The sequence below is a fragment of the Actinoplanes nipponensis genome, assembly GCF_016862275.1.
Taxonomy (GTDB): domain Bacteria; phylum Actinomycetota; class Actinomycetes; order Mycobacteriales; family Micromonosporaceae; genus Actinoplanes; species Actinoplanes nipponensis.
In genome coordinates, this window is sequence record NZ_BOMQ01000061.1 from 22528 (window position 1) to 40077 (window position 17550).

The 17550-nt window shown below is 65.5% G+C and carries 21 protein-coding genes; 13 read left to right on the top strand and 8 right to left on the bottom strand.

The genetic code is table 11. The features are described from left to right. The first annotated feature begins 79 nt into the window (after positions 1-79). The 8 genes from Ani05nite_RS25710 (at position 80) to Ani05nite_RS42410 (ending at position 6117) form a co-directional block, all read left to right on the top strand. The gene (locus tag Ani05nite_RS25710; RefSeq protein ID WP_203772343.1) at positions 80-628 is read left to right on the top strand and encodes an RNA polymerase sigma factor; all 549 of its coding nucleotides are present in this window, start codon (positions 80-82) and stop codon (positions 626-628) included. Beyond that, the gene (locus Ani05nite_RS25715) at positions 618-1037 is read left to right on the top strand and encodes a hypothetical protein (protein WP_203772345.1); all 420 of its coding nucleotides are present in this window, start codon (positions 618-620) and stop codon (positions 1035-1037) included. Before Ani05nite_RS25710 ends, Ani05nite_RS25715 begins: the two co-directional genes overlap by 11 nt. A gap of 125 nt (positions 1038-1162) precedes the next feature. Continuing rightward, positions 1163-3355 carry a hypothetical protein gene (locus Ani05nite_RS25720; RefSeq protein WP_203772347.1) on the top strand — a complete coding sequence of 731 codons (2193 nt, stop codon included), beginning with the start codon at positions 1163-1165 and terminating at the stop codon, positions 3353-3355. A 52-nt stretch (positions 3356-3407) separates the two neighbouring features. Further along, on the top strand, positions 3408-3905 hold the full coding sequence (locus Ani05nite_RS25725) for a hypothetical protein (RefSeq protein WP_203772348.1): 498 nt from the start codon (positions 3408-3410) through the stop codon (positions 3903-3905). Between the two features lie 78 nt (positions 3906-3983). Next, positions 3984-4175 (top strand): hypothetical protein, encoded by a 192-nt coding sequence (locus Ani05nite_RS25730; protein ID WP_203772350.1) that lies wholly within the window; start codon positions 3984-3986, stop codon positions 4173-4175. A gap of 758 nt (positions 4176-4933) precedes the next feature. Then, the gene (locus tag Ani05nite_RS25735; protein ID WP_369076855.1) at positions 4934-5179 is read left to right on the top strand and encodes a hypothetical protein; all 246 of its coding nucleotides are present in this window, start codon (positions 4934-4936) and stop codon (positions 5177-5179) included. A gap of 242 nt (positions 5180-5421) precedes the next feature. Then, positions 5422-5796: a hypothetical protein gene (locus tag Ani05nite_RS41405; RefSeq protein ID WP_239130650.1), complete on the top strand. Its 375-nt coding sequence runs from the start codon at positions 5422-5424 to the stop codon at positions 5794-5796. Between the two features lie 96 nt (positions 5797-5892). Continuing rightward, positions 5893-6117 carry a hypothetical protein gene (locus Ani05nite_RS42410; protein ID WP_377882570.1) on the top strand — a complete coding sequence of 75 codons (225 nt, stop codon included), beginning with the start codon at positions 5893-5895 and terminating at the stop codon, positions 6115-6117. Here Ani05nite_RS42410 and Ani05nite_RS42415 read toward each other — a convergent pair. Next, a complete protein-coding gene (locus tag Ani05nite_RS42415; RefSeq protein WP_377897634.1) occupies positions 6066-6302 on the bottom strand; it encodes a transposase in 237 nt (78 codons plus the stop codon). The genes Ani05nite_RS42410 and Ani05nite_RS42415 overlap by 52 nt on opposite strands. After that, a complete protein-coding gene (locus Ani05nite_RS42420; protein WP_377882565.1) occupies positions 6256-6600 on the bottom strand; it encodes a transposase in 345 nt (114 codons plus the stop codon). The genes Ani05nite_RS42415 and Ani05nite_RS42420 overlap by 47 nt, the downstream gene beginning before the upstream one ends. Positions 6601-7017: 417 nt before the next feature. Here Ani05nite_RS42420 and Ani05nite_RS25750 point away from each other — a divergent pair, with 417 nt between their 5' ends. Together Ani05nite_RS25750 and Ani05nite_RS25755 are read left to right on the top strand one after the other, a co-directional pair. Continuing rightward, on the top strand, positions 7018-7506 hold the full coding sequence (locus tag Ani05nite_RS25750) for a hypothetical protein (RefSeq protein WP_203772358.1): 489 nt from the start codon (positions 7018-7020) through the stop codon (positions 7504-7506). Between the two features lie 179 nt (positions 7507-7685). Next, positions 7686-7862, top strand: a complete 177-nt coding sequence (locus tag Ani05nite_RS25755; protein WP_203772360.1) for a hypothetical protein — start codon at positions 7686-7688, stop codon at positions 7860-7862. Between the two features lie 501 nt (positions 7863-8363). On the opposite strand, the gene Ani05nite_RS25760 is transcribed toward Ani05nite_RS25755, so the two are convergent. Further along, entirely contained in the window at positions 8364-9215 is an 852-nt protein-coding gene (locus tag Ani05nite_RS25760; RefSeq protein WP_203772362.1) for a maleylpyruvate isomerase N-terminal domain-containing protein, read from the bottom strand. A 122-nt stretch (positions 9216-9337) separates the two neighbouring features. Further along, on the bottom strand, positions 9338-9634 hold the full coding sequence (locus Ani05nite_RS25765) for a winged helix-turn-helix transcriptional regulator (RefSeq protein ID WP_203772364.1): 297 nt from the start codon (positions 9632-9634) through the stop codon (positions 9338-9340). A 149-nt stretch (positions 9635-9783) separates the two neighbouring features. Between Ani05nite_RS25765 and Ani05nite_RS25770 the strand changes: the two genes are divergently transcribed. Continuing rightward, the gene (locus Ani05nite_RS25770) at positions 9784-10239 is read left to right on the top strand and encodes an anthrone oxygenase family protein (RefSeq protein WP_203772367.1); all 456 of its coding nucleotides are present in this window, start codon (positions 9784-9786) and stop codon (positions 10237-10239) included. A 26-nt stretch (positions 10240-10265) separates the two neighbouring features. Beyond that, entirely contained in the window at positions 10266-10934 is a 669-nt protein-coding gene (locus Ani05nite_RS25775; RefSeq protein ID WP_203772369.1) for a hypothetical protein, read from the top strand. Positions 10935-11876: 942 nt separating this feature from the next. On the opposite strand, the gene Ani05nite_RS25780 is transcribed toward Ani05nite_RS25775, so the two are convergent. From Ani05nite_RS25780 to Ani05nite_RS42280, 4 genes are all read right to left on the bottom strand, one after another. Continuing rightward, a complete protein-coding gene (locus Ani05nite_RS25780; RefSeq protein ID WP_203772371.1) occupies positions 11877-13349 on the bottom strand; it encodes a hypothetical protein in 1473 nt (490 codons plus the stop codon). Between the two features lie 285 nt (positions 13350-13634). Then, a complete protein-coding gene (locus Ani05nite_RS25785) occupies positions 13635-14921 on the bottom strand; it encodes a trypsin-like serine peptidase (protein ID WP_203772373.1) in 1287 nt (428 codons plus the stop codon). Between the two features lie 126 nt (positions 14922-15047). After that, a complete protein-coding gene (locus Ani05nite_RS25790; protein WP_203772375.1) occupies positions 15048-15356 on the bottom strand; it encodes a CU044_2847 family protein in 309 nt (102 codons plus the stop codon). 893 nt (positions 15357-16249) lie between these two features. Further along, a complete protein-coding gene (locus Ani05nite_RS42280; protein ID WP_203772660.1) occupies positions 16250-16546 on the bottom strand; it encodes an aldo/keto reductase in 297 nt (98 codons plus the stop codon). Between the two features lie 343 nt (positions 16547-16889). Between Ani05nite_RS42280 and Ani05nite_RS25800 the strand changes: the two genes are divergently transcribed. Then, the gene (locus Ani05nite_RS25800; protein WP_239130626.1) at positions 16890-17150 is read left to right on the top strand and encodes a transposase; all 261 of its coding nucleotides are present in this window, start codon (positions 16890-16892) and stop codon (positions 17148-17150) included. The last annotated feature ends 400 nt before the right edge of the window (positions 17151-17550 follow it).

The following is a 17550-nucleotide window of genomic DNA, read 5'->3' on the forward strand; positions in this document are numbered from 1 at the left end:
GTCTGCACCTCGGTCGCGAGGGCAGGTGTCGCGCCCGTGCGGGTGGGACCCGTCGGAGTGGCTAATTGGACGGGGGCGGATGAGTAGCAACGACGTCGTAGTGATCCAGGCGGATCAAACAGAGTTCTATCGAGCCAACGTCACCTGGCTGCTGAGGGCCGCGTACGTCAGGTGCGGTGACCGGCAGTGGGCCGAGGATCTCGTCCAGGAAACCTTCGTCCGGCTGTTCAGAAACTGGTCGACCGGTCGCACGGCGATCGCGGATCGCCGCGGATACGCGGCGCGTACGCTGCTGAACTGTTTTCGCGACGACCTGCGCCGGCGTGGTGCACGTCCTCCGACGGACCTGGTCTCCGATCATGAGGATCGCGCTGCCCCCGCGCCCGTTGGTGACGCGGAGATAGACCTGGAAGATCAGGTTCGCACCGCCGTACGCGGGCTGGCGCCGCAGCAACGCGAGGTCATCTACCACTACTATTACGAAGACCTGTCGCTCACCGAGACCGCGCGGGTGATGGGTATAGGCCCGGGGAGCGTGCACAACTATCATTCCTTGGCGAAGAAGCGGTTGCGGACAGAGTTGGCCCACCTGGCGCCTCCCACGAAGGAGCGGCGCGATGAACGTTGAAGAAGTCCTGCGCAGCGATGCCGCGCGCGTCACCGCCACAGTCGGGCAAGTCGATACCCACGACCTGCTCCGGCGGATAGCCAACGCGGCGGCCGCGGCGCCCGATGGTCTCGAAGGGGCGGGCTCCGACGACTGCACGCTCTCTGCCGACCTGCGGTTGAGTCCGGTTGCCGAGGTGCGTCACCACCTGCGGCATGCGCTGTCGAGCCCATCATGCGCCCGCCGCGCGGCTGAGCTCTTCGAACTGCTCGGCTATGACAAGGAAGCTGCGGTCTGCTGGCGTAGCGCCGCTGACGGCGGCGATCGAGACGCGCTGGAGTATGTCGCCGAGTTCATCGCGCTGCCCACACGGCCCGAGGCTGCGGAGCATGATCGCATGCAGATGCAGGAGCTCGTCGAAGCGTTCTGACGTACCTGGTTCTCGCCTCAACCCCTCGCTGACCTGCAATGGCAGGAGGAACTTGAGTCCGCCGCTGCCGAGCCCGGTGTTGCGGCCCAGGTTTTTTTGGGATTTCTTGTCGCCAGGCAGTGAGGTTGGCCGACGCCGATGCGTCGTTAGGGAATGAATCGCTCCTGACGACGGCGGAAGGCCCCACAGTGGACGCGGCCCAACTCCTTATCGCACCCGAAGTCCGGCGCCACCTTGGCCAGCGCGCGACCGATGATCTTGCGGGCCGGATCCAGCCCAGTGGTGACTGCCCCATCTGCCACACGACGCTTACCGACTCCCAGGTCAGCATCACCGTGCACACCGCCGCCACCGATCCACTGCTGGTGATGCCGGCTCACGCGTCGTGCCAATCGTCGTCCCTGATCATTCACCCCGCAGGCCGGCGGCCCGTCGCACCACCCACCGAGTACCACTTCACGGTCTTCTCACTGCCCGTCGTCCCCGCCGGCGAGCAAGACTCGCCGAATCCGCAGGTCCGCGGAGTCCCCACAATCCTTCTCAACCCCGAAGTCGACGTACAGATCGGCGACGTCGTCGAAGGCCGCTGGCAGGCGTGGTGGGAGGAATCCGCCGCACTGGTCGGGCTCACCCAACTCACCCCCGATCATCCGATGCCTGAGGCCGACGTCATGACCTGGGCGGCCCAGGTACCCACCGCCCGCGGCCGTGGCCCAGTAGTCCTGCAAGGCCCGATGCTGCAATACCAGCTGGCCCAAGTGCAGGCCGAGCTCCTCGACCAGATGCGCTACGCAGGCAGATGCCTGATTCTGTTCTGCGGCTCCGTCCCAGCCGCGCCGATCATCGACATGGCGCTGCTTGCAGAGGCAATGCGGTCAGGGACGGTGTACGGGGCCTGGGCCAAGCTCGGCGGGCAGCCAGCCTCGGCGACCTTCCCGAACCCTGACGAGAGTGAAATGGCCGACCAAGGCGCGCCACTGGGGGCGCAGGTCGTCCGGTCCACCGAGGACCTGGAACGCGAGCTCGGCGACCTCAGCGTTTGCGCCAAGGCTACGTTCGGCGATGATCCAGCGCTGCGACTGCCATGGACGATCCCGGATCACCCCGGACAGTCGTTCCCGGTTCTGCTGCTGGAGCCACGCAGGATGATCGGCATGGCCCGCGGCGACAGCGGCGTCAGGAGCGAAGCCCGCGTCGAAATGGTGATCGGGTCCGGCATGCACCGGCTGACGACGACCGACACCGTACCGGCCGTCGCCCGTGACTGGCTCGTACGCCCGACCAGCCACGGGGTGGAACTGACGAACCCATTCGGCCAGGTCGTCGCCACAGGCGCGGTGTCGATACCGAAACGGTGGCGGGAACAGGTCAGCACGAACGGGCAGGTCATCGTGATCTTCGGCCCGATGATCGGGGTGCGTTCACCGGAAGGCCGGCAGTACGACGACACCGACCGGCACGCCGAACTGCAGAACTCACGTCGGCAGGGCTTCGCCGCTGCCGGCCAGGTGACTTGGGCCGGTCCTGGCCTGCCCGGATACTCCCGTATCGACAGCGATAGTAGCGGCGCGACGGGCGAACATCGCGGCCTCGACTTCGATGCCCTCGCCACCGAGAAACTCCAGCGAATCAATTCCTACAGCATCACGGTGGCCGACAGCCTGGCGGTCACGATCGCCCGGGACCAACTCCAACCCTGGCTGACCCGGCTCTGGCCGGTCAATTGCCAGAGCTGCGGCTTTGCCTTGGGCACCAAGGCCGATATCAACATTGACGAAGCCAAAGGCCGTGACGAGATCATCGTCTCGCTGCACCACGCGACCTGCCGCCCGTCCGGCACACCGCCCATCGCCCTGACCGGCCCGACTTGCTCGCTGGCGGCCGGCTACTTGAGTGAGGGCCAGCGGGGCGAGCCCTCAGACACAGACCTGCCGGTCGTCGTGATCAACCCCTCGTGCGAACACCTCGTCTTACGCAGGGAGAAAGGCGGTGGCTGGCAGGACGTCACGCTCACTCGCTTCCGGCGCCTGCGATTCGCCGCACCCAACGGACAATTCCCAGGGCAAGCCCGTCATACCTCCGCGCGGCTCACTGGAGACCGGCTGACGGTCACCACGACCGGCCGACGTTCCGCCCACACCAGCTGGTCGCTAGATCGGTGCCCCGAACATGTTCTCCGACAGATCATCCGGACCAGCGGCATAGCCGTCGCCCTGACCACCACGGCACTTCCCGCCCGACTGGGCCACGACGACCTTCCCAACGCCTTCACCGACCCGGCATCGCTGATCGCCTGGGTCCGGCTGCGCACGTCATAACGTCATCACTGATCGGAGGACGCTGTTGGTTGTAGAAGTATCACTGAGCCCCATGGAAATGCAGCACGCGGCCATGGTCGGAGCGTTCCGACAAATCGAATCCATGCGGCTCCGACTGGGAGACCAGTTCGAAGCCGATCCGGACAACGCCTGGAGCATTCACATCGAGGGCGCCGCAGGCGAAATGGCTGCCGCGAAAGCTCTCGGCCGCTACTGGGCCATGCCGGTCAACACCTTCAAACACGGCGGCGACGTCGGAGAGCTACAAATCCGCACCAGGTCGAGGCACCACAACGAACTCATCGTTCGGCCAGGAGACCGAGACAGCGACGCCTTCGTACTCGTCACCGGTCGTTCCCCGCACTTTCGCATCCACGGCTACATCACCGGCGGCCAAGCCAAACGCCGCTACTGGCTACACGGCTACGGCGGACGCCCACCAGCGTATTTCGTACCCCAGTCCGCACTACGCCCCTTGGAACTGCTATCGCAGCATTGGACCACCGGGCCGGCGCCAATTGCTTCACCTGCCCTCGGACAAGCAGCCTGAGTAGACCCGCTGTCCTCGCCGTGGCCGCAGGTTTCCTCGCCAGCGCCCATCAACATCAAATCCCCAGAAGGCGAAAAGGTGATCACACACAACGAGCTCGACTCGAATACGGAGACCTGGCAGCAGCTACTCAACGACAAACACATAGCAGAACGCGACCTCGACATGCTGGCCACCCGGGTAGTACGCGATCACGACGGCAACCACACCGGCAACCTGCGGTGGTGCTCGTCCGAAGCCTGCCGAATGGTCGCCGAGCGCCGGGGATAACCGCGGTGCTGGACCGCTGACATCAGGCGGCAGGGATGGCAGAAAAACGATCGACTTGACTCTCGATCTCCGGGTTCGGTGCTCCCTCCAGCGTCAGACTCGAGAGGCTCGAATAGATGTAAGCTGTGAGCGGGGCGACGCGAGTCTGATCCGCGTACTTTCAGCCTCGGGGGGAGAGGTGCGCCTCTCATGGGCTGTCAAGTGGTCACCTTGGTACAGCCGTGACGCGCGCCCTAATCGCGTCCGGCGAAATCTCTGCTTGCGCGTCGTGGATGCCTGATAAATTACGGCTCAAATGGCTCGCGTGCAGAATGGGAGCCAGCGCACTTGATTTGCCGTGGTCACACCCCTGGTCACAGCAATGATCAACTTTCGCTGGATTGGGTGAAATCGGGCGGCACGGTGGTGCCATCCTGTCCGTTCTTGTGTACATTTAGACATAGGCTGACAGTGCTTAACCGAATTGCAACGCGACTGGGGGTCAAGGGGTCGCAGGTTCAAATCCTGTCAGCCCGACAAGAAAAGGCGGTGACCTGCGGAAACGCAGGTCACCGTTTTTGTTGAGTGAAGGTCGCCCTCGGAAACCCCTCGTTTTGAGGCATGGTCGTCAGGTTTCCCTACGGTGGGCGGCAGCCGCGCAGAACGACTTCGCGGCCCGTATTCAGTGGACACTCACTCCCCATTTTCGTGCCGCCAACCACGCGCCCACCGTGCGGATTGTTCCCGGCGGCGTGGTGACTGCCCGGCCGAGCACATCAGTGCAGCTCGCAGCACGCACGCACGATCCCGACGGAGACCGCGTGGCAACAAGCTGGTGGCAGTACCGCGAAGAAGGCACCCACCCCGGCGCAGCAACCTTGACGACCCGCAGCGACGGACGCGCCACCGTCGCCGTCCCGGCGGATGCGCAACCTGGCGAGACTATCTCGATCATCCTCCAAGGCACCGACGACGGCGAATTCCCACTCACCCGTTACGACCGCGTGGTCATCAGAATCGTGTGAGCCGCACTCCGTTGGGTGACGCACGAGGCCTTCCGGTTGCCTTTCCGTGGGCGTCATCGTGGCGAAGTGAAGGCTCCTCTCATCCTGGAGCCGTCACTGGGGGAGCCGAGGTGCGGGGCCATGTCTGATACCGGCGCGATCAAGATCATGTGACAGGGGTTGTTCGGGGGTTCTGGCTGGAGATGAAACGACAGCAACGGGGGTCCGGATGCAGGTGCGGCGGTCCGTGTTGGTCGTTCGTCATGGCGAAGGCCGTGTATAACCGGCGCTGCCGGCAGCGTGATGCCCGGCAGTCGAAGCCGCGGCCGAGTTGCACCGCGCAGACCATCTGCGAGGGCTGGCTGCTTTCGCACGAGCAGGAACTCGAGCCCAACATCCGCTACAGCTGCGCGTGGCTGTTCCGTCTGATCTACCCCTTCGTGGCAAGCGGCCGGATCAAGGGCCTGGGCAAGCTGCGCTACGTCGTGGAGCAGAGCATCGCGCTGCTGCACCAGTTCCGCCGCCTCGCCATTCGCTGGGAACGACGCCTGGACATCCACGACGGCTTGGTCAGCCTCGCCTGCGCCCTCATCTACTGGCGCCGCTTGATCAAATCCCGTAATCAAAGATCGTGTTAGGACTCTTAGTGAGTGTTTCTGAGGGGTGTAGGTCGGGCTTGTCACACGCGGCGTTGCTGGCGTTCGGCGGGTTTGCCGCGGGCGATACGGCGCAGCATGGTTGATCGCGGCCCAGCGGATCAGCTCCTCGGAGACCTCTGGGTCGCGTTCGTGGTCGCGGGCCAGCCGGCGATGGGCGGTGAGCCACGCAAGGGTCCGTTCGACGACCCATCGTTTCCGGTGAACCTCGAACCCGCGCTGCTCGGGTGGCTTGCGCACAATGTCGATCACTATGTCCAAGGTGCGGCGGCGCAGTCAAGCAACCGGCCGGCGAAGCCCTGATCAGCGAACACGAACCGGATCGGCGTGAACAGGTAGACGCTCAGCAGCGCCGTTCTGGCGCCGTCACGGTCCTGCCAGGACGCGGCCAGAACAGTGACGCTGATCAGCAGGCCGAGAGTGTCGGTGACGACGAAACGCTTACGCCCGTTGACTTCTTGCCCGCGTCGCAGCCGCGGATGTCCCAGCTGACGGTGTCGGCAGCCTTGACCGACTGCGAGTCGATACCCCGGCCGAGGGTTTGCGGTTACGACCCTCGGCCAACCGGATCTGCTCGCGCAATTCGTCGAGGATCCGTTCGGTGACCCCGCGATCCTTCCATCGCTTGAACCAGCCGTAGACGCTCCGCCAGGGCGGGGAGTCCACCGGTAGCTGCCGCCAGGAACACCCGGCGCCGCTGACGCGGCGCGACCGTGCCCGCTCGCGCCCGGCCTGCTGACGGACTCCGGCTGGTCTCGGCCGGCGCGGCGGGCCGCACCATGGCATTCCATCCTCGCTCCTAGATAGAGCTGGACTTCGGCCGGCGGCAGTCCTGCGGACTCCGGAAATGGTCAGCACCGGTACCAGGCGTCAAGGACGCTCCGCGTCGCTTCGCGATGGCCTGCGGCCACCCTTAGCCCCTGGCAGAAGAAGCGTCGGCACTGCAACTACCGATCCGGCCGTTCTTGGTGGTGATGAACAGGCCGTCCCATGGGGCGTGCAGGTCGCCGCCGTGTTGTAGGGGTTCGGCGCTGCGGCGTAGCTGGGCCGTGCGGACGTGGACGCGACGATGCTGGCGGCTGCACGCCCCGGGAGTTGCGTTAAAGAAACTTTAAGGAACGCTTGCTCAACGTCATGAACTGCTGCCACATCATTGCCCGTATATCTCGGCACAAGCAGTACCGAGACGAAGAGGAGCCGTGCATGTATCGACGCGGAGTCAGCAGCCGGACGCGCAAGCTGGTGATTGGAAGTGCCGTCGTAGCGCTGCTCGGCTCGGCGCTCGCGGTCGGCACGGGGATGAGCCAGGCCGCCGAACAGGGCAACGCCGGAGCCGGCTCCGGTAACATCAGCGCTTTGGTGCCGGCGCTGGGTTTCAGCCCGGGCAATCCGAACGCGACGGCCGACCGCGTGGGCCCTACCGGGGTGAAGGTTCCCGGTCGTTGCCCACCCACTCAAGCCCAAGCGAACGCGCAGGTAGCGCTCAAGAATGCGAACCTTCCGAGTGGAACGGACCTTGAAAGCCGCATCCAGCGTTTCGAAAAGACCTTGTCGGCGATTCAGGACTTGAAATGCCCCGCATCTTCCACGACTTTGCTGGGCCGCTTGAATTCCTTGACCGCGCTGCGCGGAAACGCGAACCGCGATGACGTCCTGCGTGGTTTGGGTGTGAACGAAACGCCAGCCGGATAAAGCCGGGGGGAATGCGGCGCCGCGAACGCGCCAGCGAAATGAGCGGCTCGCAGAGCGGCGCCGCGGACAACGGCAACCTGACCCTTCGCGGATCCTGATCCACCGCAGGGAACCGCCTCGCCGGAGGCCCTCGCACCACGGGGGGTCTCCGGCGCGTCCGTGTGTGGGTCAGGCGCGCGGTGATCTTCGGCTACGTCGGCACGCTGACCGACCCCGGCGCTGAGGAGTATCGCGAGCCCCTCGCGCACCGCACCGGCGAGCTGCTCGGCGTCTGCCGGCCACGGTTCTGGGAGGCGCTGGCCGGGAGCTTCGGCGAGCGCACCGTCAGGGTTCACGGCGGACGGAGAGCACGCTGAGGGCGGTGGCGCTTTCCTGCGGAGCGAACCCGTCATCCGCCCAGCTCCCCGTCGCGCTCGCGCATCGCCGGAGCGGTCATGCCCGCCTCCGCAAGCCGCGGCACCACGCGCTCGGCGTCCCGGCGGAACTCCGGCGGCGGGGGCTCCGGATCGGCCTGCTGAGCGACTGCGGTGCCGAGCTGGCGGAGTGCGCCGGTGGCGCGGCGCCTCGCCGTCCACAAACGCAGGTCACCGTTTTCGTTGGTGCGAGGTCGCCCCCGAAAACCCCTCGGTTTGAAGAAGGTCGTGGGCTCTACGGAGGCCCGTTGACGGCCCGTCGTCCGCAATGCCTGACGATTGGCGGCGTCGGGTCACGATTGTCACTGCCGCGCACACCTGCGTGGTTTTCACACAGTGGCAAGAGTCGGGTACCAGAACGTCTTTCTTCGCCGCTGATAACGCACGGTCTATACCGTGCCCCGCACCGGAGCGCCGGGCGTGGGTCATCAGATGCCGCACAGGTCAAGGGCGGGGATCTGCGGCCGATTCGAAGGTCCGCTGGAGGCCGTCTGTCAACCACCGGTACTCGGCGTCGACGGGCAAGGGCGCGCGCACGCTGAGCCCTTCCAGGACGTCGATGGTCCGACCTTGCAGGGCGACGGGGGCGCCGGGTGCCACACCGTCGGTGACACGCACCTGGTCGTCTACCTCGACGGTGAAGGCGACGTCGGGGTCAACGGTCACGACAGCGGCCCGGCGGGGCGTCCGAGGCACCCCTGTGGCGCCGACTATCCCCAGGGCGGCCGTGAACCCGGCGACGAACCGCAACGCCGGGCGCACCTCATCGTCGACCGTGACGCAACGTGCGTCGACCCCGGCGGCGATGTCGCGTTCATGGACCCAGCCGTCCCAGAGGGCGTGATGGGCCAGGACAGTCACCGGTACGTGACCCAATGGGCTTTCCGCTGGTAGCGCCCACTCCTGCGGGCTCAGCTTCGTCAGGCAGTCTGCCAGCGCCTCGGTGGTGGACCGGTACCCGGCGAGAGTCTTTGCCGCAGGCTCCCGTGGAACGGCCCGCACGAGGGCATCCGGGTCCTGCACGGGGTCGAAGTCGGCCAGCATCCTGGTGGGTCGGCCCAGCCGGGCCTGGTTGATCGAGTGTGCCCAGAAACGGTTCGTGATGCTGAGGTGCACTACGACGTCCTGGTTGCTCCAAGCCGTGCAGCGGCTCTGCGCCGACCATGCCGCCTCATCGAAGCCGGCAAGGGTGTCCGCCAACCGCCGACGCTGGCCGAGTAGAGGCGCCACGACGGCCGCCGGGTCACCGTCGAGGACGATCAGCGGGTCGCTGCCGTACCGGGGTCCGATCCTCATACAGAAATACTGAACCAGCACTCGACGAAACGCTGCACCGGGGCGCGCATGATCGTGACTGAGATTGCTCGCGCGCCGGATCGAGGCCCGCGCTCGCCGCAACGCTCGTCTCGGCTCGGAGGCTACGTCGATCGCGTCGGCGCGGTCCGGGCCAGGTGCACTTCTCCCCAGCTGCATAGTTGCGCGACGAGTGGCACGAGAGTCCAGCCGTACTCTGAGATCGAGTAGGCGACGCGCGGCGGTACCTCCTTCGCGTCGTGCCGGTCGATGATGCCGTCGGCCACCAGCTCCTGCACATGCCGGATGAGCATGCGTTCCGTGATGCCGGGGATACTGCGCCGGAGCTCCCCGGTGCGCATCTGCCCGTCGACCAGACGCCACAGAATCGTGCCCTTCCAGCGACCCGCGATGACACTCACCGCAGCGTCAACAGGACACTGTGCACTTTCGCGGGAACCTTGACTCATGCTAATCACTCCGGCAGCTGGGAGAGGGTCTCCACCGCAGTCTAGTGCTGACAATATTGTCAGTACTAGCGAAGTTTGCAGTGTTGGGGTCTCATGAGCGCATGACTATGGCACTGGCCGTCGCCGCGCTCACCGTTGCGGGCGTCATGGTGGGCGTTGAGTTCTGCGTCGCCTTCTTCGTCAACCCCATCCTCGACCGGCTACCGGGCAACGGCGGTCTGGCTGGACGGGCAGACGGCGGACGCGTTCTCGGCCGCGTCATGCCGGTCTGGTACATAGCGTCGCTCATCCTCACTCTCGCACTGGCCGTGAATCACTATCGCGAACCAGGCATGAGCGCTCTAATCGGCGGTGTAGCGCTGTTCGTGCTGAGCGTCGTCATGTCCATCGCCGTACTGGTGCCCATCAACAACCGCTCGAAAAACTGGACGCCCAAACAAGCGCCGGATGACTGGCGCGAACAGCATGCCCGTTGGGACCGATACCACTACGCCCGCGTCGCAGTCATCATCACAGCCTTCGTCCTCGTCGCGATCGGCGTCATCCAGAGCTCGTAGGCCAACACACTCATCTTCCGCCGGCCGTGCGTTGCGGCCGGCGGAGGATCGTCACGGCCTGTGACGCCAACCGGGGGCGCTCGACGTCGCGCCAACATGCCGATGTCAATGCAGCCGATCAAGCCTGGGAGTCGTCCGAGGCAAAGGTAGGGCGGCAGGCCGTTCCTGCCGACGAATTCCGGATACTGCCGCCGCCCGGCGGCCGCCACCGGTTGCAGGACTCCTGGCAGGCACGCTGGTCGCCTCTTGAGCCGATCGGGGCCCGCCTGCGCCAGGACGCGGATGGCTGGGTGCGCTTCCGCAGCTTTCCGGGCTCCAAGCGCCATGCCGAGGTGCCCTCGGAGCACGCGACGATCCTTCATCGGCACAACCTCGTCCGCCCCTTGCCGACTACGCAGGTGGAACCTCGCCGTCCGGCCGCCCGACTGCGGAGCTCCCGCCGCGGCCTGGACGAGGCGGCGATCGGGAACCCGGACTTCGACCGCGGCTTCCGCATCCGGACGGCTGACCCGGCTGGCCTTCGCCACTGGTTCTCACCGGCTTTGATAGCCGTACACCTGACTGGCCGGGTCCCGTCCGCGTGGAGCGTGCACGGCACCGAGGCCCTGCGCCGGCAGCCAGGCCGGCTCGACCCCCACGACCTCGGCGGACTCGCCCCGGCAACGCTGACCCTGGCTGATCTGCTGGACGGGTAGAGGATGGCGCTTGCACCCTGTCTCCGGCCGTCCACCGCAGAGTGGTGCGACTCTCCGGTGGCATGCGACCGCCGGTCACGCGGCCGGACGGCCGCCGAAGCAGTCCGTCATACGGTGACCCGCCATGCGAGCTATGCCTATCGCCTTGCCGGAGCGCCGCCGGCCTGAACACAGGAGATGCCGGCCGGACCAGCGCATCCGCTGGTGGGTGGCCTAATCCGGAGCCCGGTGCCGCCCACTGCTGCTCGGCCGGGGGGCGTTCGCACCCCGTTGGCCAGGGGTCGGCTGCTCGCCGGCGGAATCCTTGTCGATCCATCCGGACGGGTCAGCGGACACTTCGGTGCGCAGATCCGACAGCCAGTGCTCCAGATCATCGCTTGGCCGGTCCGGACCGACGGACTCACGGCTTGGGTCGGGATCCTCGATGGCGCTCATCGCAGCGCACGCTCCGATCGGTTGGGTAACGGCCAGAGCGAGAGTAGCGGGCGGACGCGAGGCGCTGATCTCGGCCGAGGAGCCAGGTCCGTCTGTGAGGATCCGCACCCTGGAAGGCGCGGATGCGGTGCACCCGCTCGACATCGAGACCGTACGCACCAGGACTAGCAGCAGCGATCGACACACCTCGCCGTCGGGGCGGCTCGCTGCAGCCGCTCAGGCGTCCAATCGGGCGCTATGCGCGGGTCCGGCGGTACGCCGCCAATCGCGCGCCGTCGAAAACCCTCATCCCGGTACCGGCCGGCAGCGGCGGTAGAGAAGCCAATGACAGCGGCAGCGACATCCGGATCACCTGCAATCACCCCGCCTGCTCCCCAGCCGGCACGATTATGAGGCGTCATCGGCGGTGAGAACTACAGCACAACACAGTGGTGATCGGTCGCCGATCAGAGCTATGTCCGCCTGGATCCGACGGTGCCGGTGCGCGCGGAGCGACAAAGTGGTGGCTCAGTCGCTGTTGATCCAGTGCGAGGAGTCGGTGATGGCAGGGACACCGGCGTGGACGAAGCGGGCTGCGACGCGGTCCCGCGCTTCCTCCGTGTCGAGGTCCCCGGCGAGTTCACCGGTCTGGACCAGGTGCTTCACGCACCGTGTCAGGCGTTCTTCGAGATCTCCCTCACCGGGGCTGGTCTCGAGGTCGGCGACCAGCGCCGGCAGGGAGGTGTAGGGCGTCATGACGCTGTAGCTGTATTCGCGTCCGGCATCGCCGGTCTGCGGCAGGTACTCGTACTTCTCGCTGAACACGACGCCGCGGTCGCCGGGAGCGGAGGCGTCCATGGTCAGGACGAGCTCGAACAGGCAGTCGCTGCCGGGCCGGTACAGCTTGAGGATCTGTTCGGTGCGGGCGAAGCCCTCAACCGTGGCGGTGATGCCGGCGTCGGTGATCCACGCCGCGACCCGATCCCGATTGCCCAGCCTGGCGGCCCTGCCATGAAGATGGCCGTGGGTGGCCATGGCGTCGAAGCAGGCGATCAACCGGTCATCGACGCGTCCCGGGCCGGGTGCAAGGCCGAGCCGCTGCTCGAAACGGTCCACCAGTACGGGCAGGTCCTCGATCGGCGCGGTGACGCGGTACTGGGTACCGCCCCACCGGTCCTCGCGCGCACGGTATGCCTCGGTGAACCAGAGGACCGGGGGCCGCCAGTCGGCCCAGAACACCAGCTCGAGGACCATGTCATCGACCCGCAGGATCTCGTGTTTGCGGGGCTGGCCGTCGCCACGCGCGACCACGGAGGCGTCCGCGCACCAGGCGATGAGACGGTCCCGGTTACCACCCGGCGGCAGGTGACTACCAAGCTCACCCCGCGCGACCAGCTCTGTCAGGAGCGCCGCGGCGCGCTCATCGAGCCGGTCGGTGTCCGGCGGAGCGAACCGGTCCTCGAACAGGCCGGCCACAGCTGCCAGGGTTTCGTAGCTGATGTGCACGTGGTTGCTGTACCCGGAGTAGATGACATCCGGATAGCCGGCACCCGGATCGGAGAATTCCTCCTGCAGGAACACATCGAATTCCGATTCGTAGGCGTCCGCCGCCTTCAGCTCGACCGACAACGTCCGCAGGAAACCGTTCGGCTCGGTCGCCGCGAACAGCGGCACCCGCCGCCTCAGCGTGCGCCACCGCTCGGTGTCGAACCATCGTTTTTCGTAGCCGACACGGGCCCGTCGGCAATGAGTCGCGACCTGCCCATCATTGCTGATGTACTGATTCTTGATCTCACCCCGCTCGGCCAATACCGCCAATGCGGCCAGGAGCCGCTCGAACGTTCCCGTCTGCGACAATCCGAAGGCCTGGGTGAAGTAGTCGGCCAGAGCGGTCAAATCTGTCTCGGCGACGCGGATCGCGCTGATCCTGCTCAGCCGGTTCGGCAGGGACCGGAACTCGACGCCACCGTCCACGACGACCAGGACCACGGGCAGCGGCATGCGAACACGGTAGCGGCCCCGGTCACGTCAGGCCCGGCTCAGCGGTTCCATACCTCGCTGTTACGGGCCCAGGACGCACAGTCGTTGAGCACCGTCCGCAAAGCCGATCGACGGTTGCCAGGTCGACGGGTCCCGTTCAGGCGCCCGACAAATCATCATCGACTTAGTGACTCTTTTGGTGCTGGTGCGGCGACCATGACCGGGACTCGCGTGACCGATCCTCGCATCTTCTGAGCCGGGCAACCGCGAAGGATCCTGGTCCGATCTACACTGAGCACCGACACGCTAATCGCCGGTGAGGTCGAATGGCTGCGAGTCGAAACGGACACTTTGCTTGCCGGAGGCGGTTACTCGATACTGGTTGCTTCCAAACTTTGCGTAGCTTTCGGGTACCTTCCCTGTCGTGGAGAACGATCCGTCCTCGTCGGCCGTCGGCTGGCTGATCACCGTAGTGTGAAATGTTATCTCGATGCGTTCGCCGGATTCGAAGCACGAACCTACGATGCGTAGTGTCGTGCCCACAGGTCCTGACGACGGATTAAGCTTTATCTCTGTATCGGCGCAGCTTCGTGATTGGACCCTAGGTGGTTGAAAGTTCGGTACGTCGGGCGGATTGGTCCGCGTTGGTGTCGGCTTGTGGGTCGAAGCCGGCTTCTTCGAATTTCTGGGCCTAGATGGTGCCGACGATTTCGTCACTCCAACTCCGGAGGAATTGGTGGGAGCTGGCAAGTCAGGTTTGTGGTCCCAGATGGTTCTAGCCACTGCGGTTGAGCCGGCACCTGTGAGAAGGACGGCGATCAGCGCGACCGCCCCTAGGCGCACCAGTGGTCGACCTAGCCTTCCCTTGCTCGACAAGGGGAGGCTTTGCATCAATTGACGCTCGGCTGAGGCATTGCGTTGAGGCTGAGGACCGGCTGACGGACGAATCAACTCGGCAATGCGCGGCAGCGCCTGGGCAGCTTCACCGACTGGAGACGCATATATCTCCGCACCGACGGCCAGCCCGTTGGTTTTAGCGGAAGGGTGCTCCCAACGGATGATGCCGACGGCACGCACCGGCTGGCTAAGCAAGACGGGCGCGCCGCTGACACCAGCGAGGGGTGCGCCCGCCGCAGACTGTCGGCAGCTCAATTGAATTGCTGGGGACTGACCGTCACGGATAGTCGCATATGCATAGGTAACGCGCCCGCTGATTGCGAAGCCATCCAGCCCGTCGTTGGCGACCACGCTGTCAGGAAAGCCAAGTGAGTACCAGAGGTCCTGCTCGAAGCAACCTGACGTCAGCGCGATCGGCTCGATCTCTGGCGGCAAGGCGTCACACATCTGCAATAGCGCCACATCAAGCTTTGTGTCGTACCCGATGACTTGAGCTCGGACCGCTCCGCCTTTGCCAAATCTCAACCAGGTTAGTGACTGGCAAGTGACGGATGCGCTTTCCGTGAAACCATCGAAGTCAGACACGCAATGCAGTGCAGTTAACGCCAACGTTGGAGAGACCGCGAATGCCGTGCCCGAAGATGCATTACCCGATTGTAGCGGGGTATCGAACAGACGTGCGACGCCGAGGGTCACCAGCCCTCCAGGTGGAGTTTCGACATCCTGTGGCCGTCGGCAAGGGTCATGGGATATGCAATCCGTTCTCGTAACTCGGTGCGGAATTCCGGCAACACTCAGGCGCGCCTATGCGCGCACATGTACCTATGCGGACGGGCGAGACACCCACTTGAGGGAGGCGGAAAAGGTTGCCTCCGCCCCGGCCGTGACAACGAGAATGCCAGTTTTCGCCTTGAGGGCCATTCCGAACTGAACCTGCACCTCGCCCAGGTGCCATTGCTCGTGGTCCTTACTCGCTTCCACGGTGTCGAGTTCCTGGCGAAGTCGTTCAGCTACCTGGGCGATCGCCGCCGACAGCTCGTCGATGCGTGCTTCGAAAGGCTCCGGAGTGGTCGGCCGTCTGGACAGATTGCCGGAAGAGTCGGCGACCACTTGGACGGCGATCTCTGACATGGTGTCTCCCTCGTGTAAGCGTCACGCGCGACAGTGCTGATGACGGAAATTCATCGGAAACATTGGACAGACTTAAGATCACCAACTGTGAGGGAATCATTATTACGCTTGCGCGAAGGCGTGCGATTGCGTCGAGGTGCGGCATGCAGGTAGTACCCATCGCAAGTAAAACGGTGCGAACTTCTGATGCCGCGACGATACGCCGCCCCACCTCTCCGCCTATCACATGTTGCTCGACGTCAAACCGCACCGGTAGACCCGTGAGCGGAGATTTTCATATCTATCCCGCAACGGTTGTGCAAGTTGCACCATGCCAATCCTGCCTCAGGAGATGTTGATGGGGCGGACAGCATGTCCGACTCTGCGTCGGTACGGCGTGTTCGGTAGGCCGGTGTGGTTCATGAGCGTCGTGACCGCTTGGACCTGGCTGATGCGTACCGGCAGATCACCTAGTCCGTGCTTTCGTTGCCAGGAAGGGGCAGCTACTCAACCACTGTCCCACCGAGATTGCGAATGCGACTCGAAGGACCCGCACGACGAGCTCGGGCGCATCTGGATGCAATGAGGCGTAATGCCAGGCGAAACGGTCCTTGCCGTCGCCCACGGCTGCCAGCTTGGACTAACCTTGTCATAGGGAAGCGCGGACCTGCTCAGTTGGACGCGTACTGGTGGCGCGTACCGGTCTTGTACCGGCAGCCCTACACCGACACCAGCCAATTTGGAGTTTCCCTTAGCTCAAGCTCCGTCGGCGCCACGTCCGTGGGTCTGCGGGCCCACCGCCCACGCCGGCGGAGTGCCCGCGAGCAGGTCCTCGAGTCGGGACCGGCGTTGGCGCAGCGGCCGGCCGGTGAGGTCCAGGCCTGCGTCGGCTGACACGCCGAACAGCACCAGACTCACCGGCCGAGCCGCCACCTCCCGCGGCGGATGACGGTGTCGGTGCTGAGCGTTCCGGTGAGGAATCCCTTGCCGAGCGGGCTGTACGGGACCAGGCCGATGCTGAGTTCCCCGCCCATCGGGATGATCTCGGTCTCGGGGCGCTTCCACCACAGCGAGTACTTGGCAGTGTCGAAGAAGGTGACGCCATGCGCGCCGGCGGAGCGCGGCAGCGCGATGTTGGCGTCGCGGTCGGGCCCCGGGGCCGTAGCTCTGGCCCATGCCCATCGCGCCGAAGCGATGGCGGAGACGTACAGGTCCTTGCCGAGCCTGCCAGTTCCACGACAGACTTCTCAGGGCAGCGGCTGGGTGATGACCGCAAGCATGATCTTGTGGTCGTTGACGACGTTGAGGTTCGCCTGCACGTGGCCTGTGACCTGCGGTCGGCGCCGCCGCGCTCGGTGAGGAACTCGTTGGTGGTGTGCAGGAAGCGACGCTCGCGGTCGGCGCAGTGGCTTTGTCGGTGGGGCATCGGTCTGGGAGGACTGAGGGCCTGCATGACCCCTGGTGGGAAACAGTCCGTCGCGTTCACGGCGACGCCGCCGGCACCGAGCCCTGGTCGAAGTACTGCTGCTGCACCGGCATATGCCCCACGAGCACGTGGTCGCCAGCCTGGCCACCGCGGTCCGCGCCGGCGTACTGACCGCCGACGCGGTCGCGTTGGAGGCTCGCAAGTTCGCCGAGTCCGGCGAACAGCGGCCAGCCGATGGCCCGACGATGCGGCATCCGGCCGGGAACGAGGTGTCGCTGACCGAGCGGCGGCTGGCGCAACTTCCACCCGACTGGCGGCCGTTGCTCACGGTCAGCGCCTACGACCAGGTCCTCCGCTATCGCCGCACCGTCGAAGGGACCGGGTCATGACACGACACCGAGTACTTACCCAGCAGGCCGCTGACGCCGCCGTCGACTCCACCTGCCGACTGCTGCGGCTGCCCGCCATCCGCTTGCGGCCTCGCCACACTGCGTCACCCGGCACACCGGACGAGCGAGCCGCGATCGTCGCCGCGATCGGGCTCACCGAGGACGACCCAGATCTGACCGATGCGCCCGGCCCACTACGCTTGGTGGTCCTAGAAGCGGACCTGACAGGGTGCCACTCCTGGCGGCCCTGGACGCGTGCCAGAGTTATGTGGCTGTCCCCTGGTGGAACCCCTGAGTCTGCTGGCCGGTCACCCAAGCGCTGTGCTGCTGCGCAAAGGTGCGGACCGGCCGGGATGACCAGCGGCTTGAACGCGGTGCTTTCCCGCCAGCAATTCTGCAC